Annotated in this window: 14 protein-coding genes; 6 read left to right on the top strand and 8 right to left on the bottom strand. The window is 51.0% G+C overall.

Features of this window, described 5'->3' with window-relative positions:
- The first annotated feature begins 149 nt into the window (after nt 1-149).
- The 4 genes from frsA to C9I98_RS11890 all read left to right on the top strand — a co-directional run bounded on the left by frsA (nt 150) and on the right by C9I98_RS11890 (nt 4,604).
- A complete protein-coding gene (gene frsA / locus C9I98_RS11905; protein WP_036831386.1) occupies nt 150-1,409 on the top strand; it encodes an esterase FrsA in 1,260 nt (419 codons plus the stop codon).
- Nucleotides 1,410-1,592: 183 nt separating this feature from the next.
- Nucleotides 1,593-1,997 (top strand): sigma factor-binding protein Crl, encoded by a 405-nt coding sequence (gene crl / locus C9I98_RS11900; RefSeq protein WP_036831383.1) that lies wholly within the window; start codon nt 1,593-1,595, stop codon nt 1,995-1,997.
- Between the two features lie 115 nt (nt 1,998-2,112).
- Entirely contained in the window at nt 2,113-3,312 is a 1,200-nt protein-coding gene (proB, locus tag C9I98_RS11895; protein ID WP_158262681.1) for a glutamate 5-kinase, read from the top strand.
- Between the two features lie 35 nt (nt 3,313-3,347).
- A complete protein-coding gene (locus C9I98_RS11890; protein WP_173424679.1) occupies nt 3,348-4,604 on the top strand; it encodes a glutamate-5-semialdehyde dehydrogenase in 1,257 nt (418 codons plus the stop codon).
- A gap of 140 nt (nt 4,605-4,744) precedes the next feature.
- Here the strand turns inward: C9I98_RS11890 and C9I98_RS11885 are convergent, their stop codons facing one another.
- From C9I98_RS11885 to C9I98_RS11865, 5 genes are all read right to left on the bottom strand, one after another.
- Nucleotides 4,745-4,972 carry a DUF2897 family protein gene (locus C9I98_RS11885; protein ID WP_036821850.1) on the bottom strand — a complete coding sequence of 76 codons (228 nt, stop codon included), beginning with the start codon at nt 4,970-4,972 and terminating at the stop codon, nt 4,745-4,747.
- On the bottom strand, nt 4,973-5,671 hold the full coding sequence (locus C9I98_RS11880; RefSeq protein WP_107272018.1) for a M15 family metallopeptidase: 699 nt from the start codon (nt 5,669-5,671) through the stop codon (nt 4,973-4,975).
- Nucleotides 5,671-6,801 carry a succinyl-diaminopimelate desuccinylase gene (dapE, locus tag C9I98_RS11875; RefSeq protein ID WP_036824113.1) on the bottom strand — a complete coding sequence of 377 codons (1,131 nt, stop codon included), beginning with the start codon at nt 6,799-6,801 and terminating at the stop codon, nt 5,671-5,673. Before dapE ends, C9I98_RS11880 begins: the two co-directional genes overlap by 1 nt.
- Before the next feature lie 14 nt (nt 6,802-6,815).
- Nucleotides 6,816-7,169 (bottom strand): ArsC family reductase, encoded by a 354-nt coding sequence (locus C9I98_RS11870; protein ID WP_036824116.1) that lies wholly within the window; start codon nt 7,167-7,169, stop codon nt 6,816-6,818.
- Between the two features lie 75 nt (nt 7,170-7,244).
- Nucleotides 7,245-7,643 carry an MAPEG family protein gene (locus C9I98_RS11865; protein ID WP_036824119.1) on the bottom strand — a complete coding sequence of 133 codons (399 nt, stop codon included), beginning with the start codon at nt 7,641-7,643 and terminating at the stop codon, nt 7,245-7,247.
- A gap of 452 nt (nt 7,644-8,095) precedes the next feature.
- Here C9I98_RS11865 and ompW point away from each other — a divergent pair, with 452 nt between their 5' ends.
- Both ompW and C9I98_RS11855 read left to right on the top strand, forming a co-directional pair.
- On the top strand, nt 8,096-8,749 hold the full coding sequence (gene ompW / locus C9I98_RS11860) for an outer membrane protein OmpW (RefSeq protein ID WP_107272017.1): 654 nt from the start codon (nt 8,096-8,098) through the stop codon (nt 8,747-8,749).
- Between the two features lie 229 nt (nt 8,750-8,978).
- A complete protein-coding gene (locus C9I98_RS11855; RefSeq protein ID WP_036823818.1) occupies nt 8,979-9,260 on the top strand; it encodes a winged helix-turn-helix domain-containing protein in 282 nt (93 codons plus the stop codon).
- 35 nt (nt 9,261-9,295) lie between these two features.
- On the opposite strand, the gene C9I98_RS11850 is transcribed toward C9I98_RS11855, so the two are convergent.
- Genes C9I98_RS11850 through narQ form a run of 3 tightly spaced genes read right to left on the bottom strand, consistent with a single transcriptional unit; the run spans nt 9,296 to nt 11,975 of the window.
- Nucleotides 9,296-9,643 (bottom strand): DUF4156 domain-containing protein, encoded by a 348-nt coding sequence (locus tag C9I98_RS11850; RefSeq protein ID WP_051902258.1) that lies wholly within the window; start codon nt 9,641-9,643, stop codon nt 9,296-9,298.
- Nucleotides 9,644-9,646: 3 nt separating this feature from the next.
- Complete coding sequence (locus C9I98_RS11845; protein ID WP_036823820.1) at nt 9,647-10,273, bottom strand: response regulator; 627 nt, start codon at nt 10,271-10,273, stop codon at nt 9,647-9,649.
- A gap of 4 nt (nt 10,274-10,277) precedes the next feature.
- Nucleotides 10,278-11,975: a nitrate/nitrite two-component system sensor histidine kinase NarQ gene (gene narQ / locus C9I98_RS11840; RefSeq protein ID WP_036823824.1), complete on the bottom strand. Its 1,698-nt coding sequence runs from the start codon at nt 11,973-11,975 to the stop codon at nt 10,278-10,280.
- Nucleotides 11,976-12,044: the final 69 nt, after the last annotated feature.

Raw genomic sequence — 12,044 nt, 5'->3', positions numbered from 1 at the left:
TATATTAACCCCGAGCGGCTGAGAACAAATGATAAATCAGCGACTCGGGTGGGTCATGAATAGATGCTTTTAACGGATTGCCTTGTCATCGCAATGGGGCACCTATGTATTTTTATCTACTCATTTCGATTTGAATTGTGGAGCCTATCGTGTCTGAAACGTCGAAACAGAACCTTTCTGAAAAGCTATTTGCCCCTAGGCAGACTTCCAAAGAAACCTCAAGCTTGGTGAAGCTGGCCAATGTTGCAGACAAGCCTGTGCATAACGCCCTTGACGGTGATAGCGAGGCCGGGTGGTACCGGGTACTTCGCCGCCCGCAGTGGGCTTGGCAAGGCGTCGATCCTATCGAGATGGAGGCCATCTTTGCCCGCATGGCGAAATCAGACGCGCCGCGCACCCGGGATGACTTGCTTGATACCGTGATTGGCTACAAGCCGGGCAACTGGGTATACGAGTGGTGCCAGTCGGCAGCGGCCTACCAGAAAGCGGGTCGGGCTTTGCTCAGTAATGGCGATAAGTCCAAGGCGGCCGATAAGCTATTAACTGCCAGCATGTACTACAGCATTGCTGCCTATCCGCATATCAAGGGGGATGATCTGGCAGCCCAAGCTGAGCTGCAGGCCAACCAGACCTACCGCGAGGCAATGGAAAGTATGCCGCATCAGATGCGTACTATTGATGTGAAGTACGAGAACAAGACATTCCAAGCCTTCATTCACTTGCCTCGTACCGACAAGCTACTCCCGACGGTGATTGTGAGCGGGGGGCTTGATACCCTGCAATCGGATCTCTGGCGTTTATACCATGATTACCTTGGCCCGGCTGGCTATGCCATGATCACGCTTGATATGCCGTCTGTTGGCCATAGTGCAGCCTGGAGCCTGACCGAGGATACCAGTCGTTTGCACCAGGCATTGCTGCAGCAAGTGAAAGACGTGCCTTGGGTTGATCACCACCGCGTGGCGATGTTGGGCCTGCGCTTCGGTGGCAATGCTGCCATTCGCCTCGGCTTCCTTGAGCCAAGCCGGTTGAGAACCTGTATCAGCGTCGGCGGTATTATCAATAGTGTTTTAACCGAGCCTAAGCGCCTTGATGCGATGCCGCGCATGTATCTGGACATGATTGCCTCGCGGATGGGCAAGCATGGGGTATCAAAGGCGAGCCTGACGTCACACCTACCGGCATGGTCACTGAAATTGCAGGGCTTGCTAGGCCGTCGCAAGGTGGATGTCCCGATGCTGGGGATTAGCCTGAAAGGCGATCCAGTTTGCAGTGATATGGATAACCAATTGATAGCCATGTCGAGCCGTGGTGGCAAGGCAGTGCAATTACCTGAAAAGCCTCTTCACGATGGCTATCACCGCTCGATGACCGCCGTGCTTGAATGGCTTAAGGATAAAATGGCTTAGCGGGTGAGTAAGTTGGCCCTGGTGGCAACCCATGCCATCAGGCTGGTGCTCCTGCGCGGTTATGTAAATAAATTGTTGCTATAGATGCGATTTATGGCTTAAATGGTATTTACGCGCTAGTCAGGTGCTATTAAGCAACTCGGTACTTGGCTGATAGTTATTGCTAGGGATGGAGATACACTTATGACAACGCAGACGACTTTTCCTCCGCATGGCCGCCTCATGACAAAGCTGACAGCAATTGGCCCGTACCTACGTCAGCAGCATTCTTCAGAAGGTCATTTTTTCTTTGACTGCCTCTCTAGTTGCATTAGTGCCAAGAAAGCGCCTGAAGAGCGCGAGTTTTGGGGCTGGTGGCTGGAGCTCGATGCAACAGACAGTGGTTTTGAGTACCAATACTACTTCGGCCGCTACGATGCTGAAGGAGAATGGCGGAAAGAGCCAGTGCCGGCGAAACATGAGCAGGCGGTGCAGCAAACCCTTGATGATTTTTATCCAAAATTGACCGCTTTGCTGCAAGATGAGTTTGAATTAAGCCTAACTGCCTCGAAAGCACTGGAAGAAGCAGAGCTGGGCAGCGCTGCTTAGAATAGAGCGAAATAATTTATGCGGAAAAAATGCGCCAAATAGGCGCATTTTTCTTGTGATTTTACAAGCGTATTGATACAACATTGCCCTACTTCATATTTATTGTTTGATCCCAATGGCAGATATCAATTCCCTAAATGTACAAAAGACAGGCTTGGCGGCAACTCGCTCTGAATCTGAGCAAGGAAACCAAGCGGTCAAGCAATCTTCCTCTGGCTCGCAAACGATCGTGGTTAAGCTTGGCACCAGTGTATTGACTGGTGGCACGTTGCAGCTTGATCGTGCGCATATGGTTGAGCTGGTAAGGCAATGTGCCTTGCTACGCCGCCAGGGGCATAAAGTGATTATTGTGACGTCTGGTGCAATTGCAGCCGGACGTGAGCATTTAGGATACCCCGAACTGCCCAAAACCATGGCGAGCAAGCAGTTGCTGGCCGCTGTTGGCCAAAGCCGCCTGATCCAAGAGTGGGAAAGCCTGTTTGGTATCTACGGCCTGCATGTTGGCCAGATGCTACTGACCCGCGCTGACTTGGACGATCGCGAGCGCTACCTCAACGCCCGAGATATGATCGTGGCCCTGCTGGATAACGGTATTATCCCTGTGGTGAACGAAAATGACGCGGTTGCCACCACCGAAATCAAAGTGGGTGACAACGACAACCTGTCGGCCTTGGTTGGTATTTTGGCTAGTGCCGACAAGCTGCTGCTTTTGACCGATCAGCCAGGCTTGTTCACCGCGGATCCTCGCAACAACCCGGACGCCGAATTGATCCGCGAAGTGCACACCATCGATGAAACCCTGCGTAAACTGGCAGGCGGTAGCGTGGGCGGCTTGGGCACGGGCGGTATGGCGACAAAACTGCAAGCTGCTGACGTGGCTCGCCGTGCGGGTATCGAAGTGATCATTGCTGCCGGTAGCCGTACCGATGTGATTGCCGATTTGGTGAAGGGTGAGTCGGTGGGCACGCGCTTCCTGCCGTTGGAGTCACCGCTTGAAAGCCGTAAGCGTTGGATCTTGGCCGGCCCTCCGCCAGCAGGGGATATTGTGATTGATGATGGCGCGGTTGCGGCAGTGCAACAGCGTGGCAGTAGCCTGCTTTCGAAAGGGATCACCCGCGTCAGTGGTGAGTTCGAGCGTGGCGAGGTGGCACGTATCTTCAGCAGCAAAGGCGAATTGCTAGCCCGCGGGATCAGCCGCTACTCAAGTGCGGATCTGGCCAAGATTGCAGGAAAGCACAGCCAAGACATTCATAAGGTACTGGGTTACGAATATGGCCCTGTAGCCGTTCATCGCGATGATCTTGTGGTCATTTAAACGTGATAACTAACCAGAATTAAAAGGAATAGCACATGAATCTTGAACTGATGGGCCAGCAGGCGCAACAGGCCGCGTTTGAACTGGCGACAGCAGCAACCAAGCAGAAGAACCAAGCGTTGGCAATCATCGCCGATGAACTGGAAGCCAACCAAGAGGCTATCTTGGCAGCCAATGCCAAAGACATCGATGCCGCCCGTGAAGCGGGCATGGCCGATGCGCTGATTGACCGCTTGCTACTGAACGAGGCACGTCTGGCAGGTATTGCCAACGATGTACGAAACGTGATCGGCCTCAACGATCCAGTGGGCGCCGAGCTTGACAGCAAGGTGCTGGAAAACGGCATGCGCCTGAGCCGCCGCCGTGTACCTCTGGGTGTGGTTGGGGTGATTTACGAAGCGCGTCCAAACGTGACCATCGACATTGCGGCACTTTGCCTCAAAACCGGTAATGCCAGCATCCTGCGCGGTGGCCGCGAAACCTTCCATTCCAACATGGAGTTGGTAAAGGTGATCCAAGTGGCACTGGAGAAGGCAGGCCTACCAGCAGCGTCGGTACAGTACATTGAAAAGCCGGACCGCGAGTTGGTATCTCAACTACTTAAAATGGATCAGTACGTGGATATGATCATCCCGCGTGGTGGTGCAGGCCTTCACAAGATGTGTAAAGAAAACAGCACCATCCCTGTGATCATCGGTGGTTTTGGGATCAGCCATGTGTATGTTGACAGCTCGGCAGATCTATCACGCTCGCTTGACGTGGTTGAAAACAGCAAGGTGCAGCGCCCGTCGGCCTGTAATGCGCTCGATACCTTATTGGTGAACGAAGCCATTGCTGAAGCTTTCCTCGCCCGCCTGGCCGAGCGTATGAACAAGAGCAAGGTTGAGCTGGTTGCCGATGAGGCATCCTATGCCCTGCTAGAAGGCAAGGCGGCAAGCCTGCGTAAAGTGGCCGAAGGCGATTTCGATACCGAGTGGTTAAGCTTCACCCTGGGTATCAAAGTAGTTAAAGACGTCGAAGAAGCCATTGCTCATATGCGCAAGCACAACGCGAGCCATTCAGATGCCATCATGACCAACGATCTGCAAGCAGCAGAGCGTTTCGTGAATGCAGCTGGCTCGGCAGCAGTATACGTGAATGCGTCGACCCGCTTTACCGATGGCGCCCAATTTGGCCTGGGTGCAGAAGTGGCGGTGTCTACCCAGAAGCTACACGCACGTGGCCCAATGGGGCTGGAAGAGCTGACAAGTTATAAGTGGGTAGGGATCGCTGATTACCTCCCACGAGCTTAATTGATTTATCGTCGCCAGTTAATGCGATAACTACATCGGAAGTGCTCATTTACGTCCGTAAACTCCGCGCTTCCTCTTTGTAGTTCGTTGGGGATGGGCTGTATTGAGATGTAAAAACGGGAACCTAGGGTTCCCGTTTTTTATGCCTGATCTTTCAGCTTTCTTATTTCTTTGTTCACATCATTCGCGGCTTGCTTTTCTATCAGCTCATCAAGCTGCTGCTCGCGGTTGTGCTTGTCTTGCATGTATTTGACTTTGTCCTTATAGCCAAATTTCATGTTTGCGGTGTACTTTAACGCCGCAATATTACTCACCACTACGCTTACGATAATGATGGAAATAACCCACGGGTTTAATAGCCATTCCATTTACACCTCACAGATATTCTCTATGTACCTACTATAGAGACTATCAAGGTTTTTCAGAATCTGCGACTTTCCTGCTATCTCAGTTTCGCTAAGTGTGCGTTCAAGCATGTCTGGGGTTAGCTGGCGAAGCAAGTATTTGCTAACTGGGAAGTAACTGATATGCCAAGGCTCTATGGCGACACCGCCCCTGTCTTCTTGGTAGGGAAGGTAAAAGCCGTACTCGGCCATATTATCATTAAGCCATTGGCTGAATTCCGCTTGGTGGCCTGCCTTTTGATACTCCCAAGGCTCAAGTTGTAGCTGGGTGTTTTCGGGGAGGCAATTGGCGGCATAAACATCAATGTCAGTTCCCCAATGGTGGCGGCTACCCCCCGGTAGTGCCGACCAGCGCATGATAGCGTGTATTTTTTCAAGCTCATCGAGCTTGCTCGGATCCAGTGGCTGGCTGCAACTGTCGAGCAGCGGCCTGTTGCCAGAGAACTTGTTGTTCCAAATCAGCAATTGGCGCTCGAACGGCCGAAAGGCGCTGGCAAGCTGGAGATCAAAGCCCGCGAGCTGGGCTGCATCCTGTAGGGCTTTTAACGGCGCGGCCACCTGCTGGTGGATAAAGTGTTGCCTGAAAGGCACCAAGTGGGTGTCTTTCTGGCCGGTAAGCTGTCCGGCAGTATGCTGCCGGACTTCGGTAGGGTGTTTGAACATTAAAGGGCTTTTTCCAGTACCTTTTGGTACATATCGGTTAGCTTCTCCAAGTCAGCCACCTTCACGCACTCATTCACCTTGTGGATAGTGGCGTTTACTGGGCCAAGTTCGATAACTTGCGCGCCAGTACGGGCAATGAAGCGACCATCGGACGTACCGCCAGTCGTGAGCAGCTCTGGCTTGCTGTGATTCACTTCTTCAATGGCTTCAACAACCGCTTCAAGCAAGGTGCCTTCGTCGGTAAGGAACGGGTGGCCGCTGAAGGTCCATTTAAGATCGTAGTCCAGGCCATGAGCATCCAATACCGAGTGTACCTTGCGCTTGATATCATCCACCGTCAGTTCGGTACTGAAGCGGAAATTGAACTGCACATGGAATTCCCCCGGGATCACATTCGAGGCACCGGTGCCGGCGGCCACATTGGCGATCTGGAAGCTGGTTGGCGGGAAGTAGGCATTGCCGTTATCCCAGGTGGTCGCTGCCAACTCGGCCAGTGCAGGCATTGCACGGTGAACCGGGTTATCGGCAAGATGCGGGTAGGCCACATGGCCCTGTGTGCCCTTAACGATAACATCACCGGTAATTGAGCCACGACGGCCATTCTTGACCACATCGCCCACGGCGTGGGTGCTCGATGGTTCACCCACGATGCACATATCGATTTTCTCGTTGCGGGCTTCAAGGGTATCGATCACGCGGGTAGTCCCGTTGATAAACGGGCCTTCTTCGTCGGAGGTGATCAGCAGCGCGATAGAGCCTTTGTGATCAGGGTTTTCAGCAATAAAGCGTTCGATCGCGACAATCATACATGCCAGCGAACCTTTCATGTCTGCCGCGCCGCGACCATGCAGGTAGCCATCAATGATGGTTGGTTCAAATGGCGAGGTATGCCATTGCGCGAGTGAGCCAGCGGGTACCACGTCGGTATGTCCGGCAAACACAAACAATGGGGCCTCGGTACCACGGCGGGCCCAAAGGTTGGTGGTATCCTCGAACACCATGGTTTCAATCTTGAAGCCAAGTTGCTCAAGGCGCGCAATCATTACGTCCTGGCAACCAGCGTCTTCCGGGGTGACGGACTGGCGGCTAATAAAATCTTTGGCGAGTGCGATCACCGGGCTGTCAGACATCCTTGTATCCTTCATTAATTAGTTTGGAAAATTTCTTGGTATTGAGCTGGCTTAAAGCCTAGGTGGTAGCTGTCGTTGTGGACTAGCAGCGGGCGTTTGATCATTGCCGGGTGCTCCAGCATCAGCGCAATGGCTGTTTCCTGGTTTAGGCCTGCCTTTTGTTCATCGCTGAGCTGGCGATAGGTGGTGCCACGTTTGTTGACCATGGCTTCCCAGCCAAGCTGCTGCTCAAATTGAACTAGCATGTCACGGTCTAGGCCATCGGTGCGGTAGTCGTGGAAGCGGTATTCGATGCTTTCTGCTTCTAGCCACTTCTTCATTTTCTTGATGGTATCGCAGTTCTTAATCCCGTAGGCAATTGTACTCATAGTGTTTCTTCGACTGACTGTTAGTTTTGGAGTTAGCCTTCCTTTATAGCGGGATTGCCAAGCCTTCGCAATGGCTTAGGCGCTGTATGTCACCGCTAGTTTAATAAGCCAGAAACAGGCGGCGAGGCCGACCAAGAAGATAATGGTGCGCCATGGGCTGAGCTTGCAGGCGTAACAGACCATATATAAGAAGCGAGACACCACAAACACCGAGGCGGGCAGGGTGGCCTCGGTTTCCGGCACGCCGGCGAAATGGGCGATGAACACGCAACAGGCAAAAACAACCGTGACTTCCCAGCCATTAGCTTGGGCTGCCTTGACCCTTGCCGCCGCGCCGGTCAGTTCCCTGGCTTGCACCCTGGGTTGGTTGATATCGAATTTGCCCGTTTGTTTGATGGTTAACCAGCCACCTATCCCTGCTAGGAGGTAATTGAAGAATATAATGATCAGGATGCACCAAAATGCAGGGGTCATAGTTGTCTCCGGCTTGCTGGGAAATACCTGCCATTAGTGTAGGAGAGGTTTGGCAAGCAGGCTGTATCACTGATGTTAGCCAGCTTGCTGATAGCGGGGACGGTATTGTTGATAGCGGGGACGGTAAATAGTGTTTTTTCGAAATAGCAATTAAGTGCAATGCAGTTGGTTGATTAGAGTGTTGGCGCTATTTTTACGTGCTAGTTCTGTGAGGTGGGTCGGATAGAATGGGCCAGATTGGTGACATTTTGTTTGTCTATTCACCTATAAAAAGCAGTGCTATTTAAGTTATTGATCTGTATCAAAAGTTATTTGTTATTGTTAATTTTTGTAAATTGATTTCAATCAATACAGCTTGATATCAAACTGGTTACATTTTGCTCCGTTCAAAAGTGAAGTCGATAAGCCAAAAACAGGCTTACCCAATTAAAATAAGAATGGAGTCAATAATAATGAAAAAGACCCTTTGTGCCCTTGCCGTCATGGCAGCCGTTGTTGCAGCCCCTCAAGCCCTTGCCCATAAGAAAGGCGATATTATTGTCCGCGCGGGTGCCGCCGTCGTTTCGCCGAACGAGAGCAGTGACGATGTGATCCTTGATGGGGTGGGGAATCTAGGCGAGTTCAGTGTCGATTCAAATACCCAGCTAGGCTTGACGTTCGGCTACATGCTGACAGATAACATTAGTATCGAAGTGCTGGCTGCGACACCTTTCAGCCATAAGGTCTCTTTGGATGCCACTGGCGATATCGCCGAGGTTGAGCATTTGCCACCAACCTTTATGCTGCAATACTACTTCATGGACAGTAGCAGTAAATTGCGCCCGTATGTTGGTGCCGGTATTAACTACACAACTTTCTTTAACGAAGAGTTCAATAGCACCGGTAAGAGCGTTGGCCTGAGTGATTTGTCGCTGGATGATTCCTGGGGGCTGGCAGCAAATGTGGGCCTTGATTATATGATTGACGACAAATGGTTTGTGGGCGGCTCTATTTGGTATGCCGATATCAGCACTGATGTGACCTTCAAGCAAGATGGCGTTGATAAGAAGGTGAAAACAGACATCGACCCTTGGGTGTTCATGCTGTCGGTGGGCTACAGTTTTTAATTATTGTTAAGCCTCATTGAAGATACCAATACATCTTTCACGTGCCTTGTTTGCAAGTTATTGATTGATTGTGACTTTTTGTTACCAATGTGCTAGGGAATAAAAAGAATTGTGATCAAACTCACTTGTCTGTGCTAGAAGAGGGGGGGAATCCTCCCTCCTTTTGATCAAACTCAACACCCCTTTTGCAGAAGACGGAATAATAAAACCTCAAATTATGGAGGTCTAAATGGAATTGAATCCGGTTTTTGCCCGTCGTCTTTATCTTGCATTGTTGGTTGAGCAACTTGAGCGCCCCAACGTACCAAAACTGATTGAAATTACTGGTTGGCCACGTCGTACCATTCAAGATGTACTAAAAGCCCTACCTGGTTTTGGCATTGAGTTAGCGTTTGTTCAAGACGGTAAACGTCACAATGATGGTTATTACCAATTAAGTGACTGGGGACCGTTTGATCTACAATGGGTTGAATCGCGAGAAAGGGATATTATCTCTTCCGTATCAAGCTAATAAAAAAACCGCAGTGATGCGGTTTTTTATTGCCTTTAATTTGTTGCCTGCGGAGCACAGTAGTAACTGTTGCCGAGTATCGTCACTGACGTGTCGAATGCTTGCGGGCTATAAAGCTGCACCGTATTGCCGCCCGACAGGTGTACCTGGTTGCGCAGATCATTTAGCGCCCCTCGCATCAAGTCTTTGTTGCTGATGAACCAGAAGGTGTACCAGTGGCCCTCGGTGCCAATCAGGCTTGATTGCTTGGTGCATTGCGCCAGCTCGGGCTGGTTGCCCCATAGGATGTCGACGGACTGGGCTTCGGGCATAAGCGGCTTCACGCTACAGCCAGAAAGCGCCAGCCCTGCTAACAACAGTAGGGCATATTTCGAGAACCGCACCGGTTATTGGTCTTGTGACTCGAGGTAAAGCACCGTGGCAGCAGTACGCGATTTCACCTGGAGTTTCTTCAAAAGGCTCTTCATGTGTACTTTTACTGTCGCTTCAGAGATAAATAGCGAATCGGCTATTTGCTTGTTGCGATAGCCCTTGGCGACTTCCTGCAGGATCTGCATTTCACGGTCGGTCAGGCTGTCTAGCAGCGAGTCTTGATCGTTGCTTTCTTCTAGGTACTGGCGCACAAGGTCGCTGTATGCCTTGCCACCGCATAGTGCCTGCTTAAGTAGGGCGATCAGTTGATCTGGCTCGGTATCTTTTAGTAGGTAGCCATCAGCACCGGCATTGATCAGTGCTTTCACGTCGGCACGGCTATCAGATACGGTCAGCACAACAATACTGGCCTGCACACCTTCGGCACGCATGGCGTTGAGTGTATCTAACCCGGACATGCCTTTCATATTGAGATCGAGCAAGATCAAATCGGGTTCATTTTCACAAGCAAGCTGGACGGCATCGGCACCGTTGCTTGCTTCACCAATGATTTCGAAATCACTTTCAAAGCTTAATAACTGGCTTATTCCACGGCGCATCAGCGGGTGGTCATCCACAATCATAATTTTCCAGCACGTCATACTTTTATCCTTGGGGTGCCAGCTGGAAGTCGAGGATGACTTCGCTACCCGCACCTTGGGTTGTTTTAATATCTAAGTTTCCGTTTAATCGCGATGAACGTTCAGCCATGATAGCGAGCCCGTAATGGTTGAGCTTTTCATTATGGGGGTTGAACCCTTCACCATCATCTTTGATGCTAATGGTGACATCGCAATTATCTTGGCGACAGGTGACAATAATTTCGTCTGCCTTCGCATGTTTTATCGCATTGAGCACCGCTTCCCTGATCAACTGCAGCAAATGAACCTGATGCTGGGCGTCAAGGTTGAGTGATGACAGCTGGTTATCAATGATAAGCAGGGCATCGCTTTGTTCTTCGAGCGGTTTGAGCATTTCAATCAGCGCCTCGCCAAAGTTAGCTTCCTTGATGGTGAGGCGGAAAGTACTTAGCAACTCGCGTAACTGGGTATAGGCATTTGATAATCCGGTGTCGATGTCACCGATAATTATCATGGCGTTTTCCTTGTCGTTTGCTCCCAGTTGGCGCTTCAATAAGGTTACTTGAATTTTCAAGTAAGACAGTGATTGTGCTAATGAATCATGGAGCTCTCTCGCAATCGTAGCACGCTCTTCCATTAATAATAATTGTTCTGCCTGTTTTTGTGCCTTGCTGTAGTAAATGCCACGGGCAAGGGTACGGCAGATATTTTCCAGCAAATGCTGATCGGGGCACGGCAGGGTGTATTGCCACCATAGCTGGCCGAGGCTCTGGCCATCGAGTTCAAGGTCCTGGTAGTGCCAGTTGCCCTCAGTTGGCGTGCCTGAATTAATTTCAGTGTTAACGCCGTTGCTTTCTTCGATGATCAGCTTAGCCGCAGTGAGCCCTTCAATGGCCAGCAAAGTATCAAGCATGGCTGCGAAGTTTTTCGAGGTCAGCCGGCTCTCTTTCAATTCTTGCGAGCAGTCATACAGCACTTGAAGCGAGTCATTAGCCTGCCTTAGGCGGCGGGTTTTCTCATCGACGGTTTTTTCGAGATTGCGATATAGCTTGCCAAGCTCTGCCGCCATTGTGGTGAAGGTATCGGCCAGGATCCCCAATTCATTATCACTTTTGACTTTAAGGCTCAGGTTGAATTGCCCTTCCTGAATTTGTTCACTGGCGCTGACCAGCTCAGTGAGCGGGGCAACGATTTTTCGCTGGGTAAAGTGAATGGTGAACAGGGCGACAATCAAAATAAGGCTAAGCCCAAGCCCTCCCACCACCGAAAGCACCTGAAGCTTGATGATCGAAAATTCTTGCAGCTCGTAAACAAATTGGTCAATCCGATCGACGAATTGCTCGACCTCGGCCAGGAAGGCTCGTTCATTGCCGTTGTTCAGGAGCGGGTGCAAGCTCTCCCAGCGGCCAATCAGGTTGTAGTAATGCACCTTGATATCGGTGGGAACAGTCCAGTGCTCAAGCGCCGCCATTGATGGCGAAAAAAGGGACTTTTCGAATTGGTCGAGGTGCTCAAGCAGGGCCGGGGATTCTGTTTCGATGTCATAGGCCAAGCGATAGCTTTGCATGCGCAGCGAGCCGGACACATTCACGGCCTCAGCATCGTTTAAGCTCGAGGCAAGCGTAAGAAGGGCAAAACTGGTGGTCGCAACCGACAAAAGCAGTATTGCGAGCATAGCACGGGCTATCGTGGTGGTAACGGGCTTTTGCGGCCTATTCTGCACGTTTTTTCCTTATTAATCTTTAGCTTAGTGGCGTGTTAATAGTATATCCGACCTAGGCTGGTCTATAGT

It is taken from the genome of Photobacterium sanctipauli (genome assembly GCF_003026495.1).
In the GTDB taxonomy this organism is placed as follows: Bacteria; Pseudomonadota; Gammaproteobacteria; order Enterobacterales; family Vibrionaceae; genus Photobacterium; species Photobacterium sanctipauli.
This window is presented reverse-complemented; position numbering and strand designations above follow the sequence as displayed.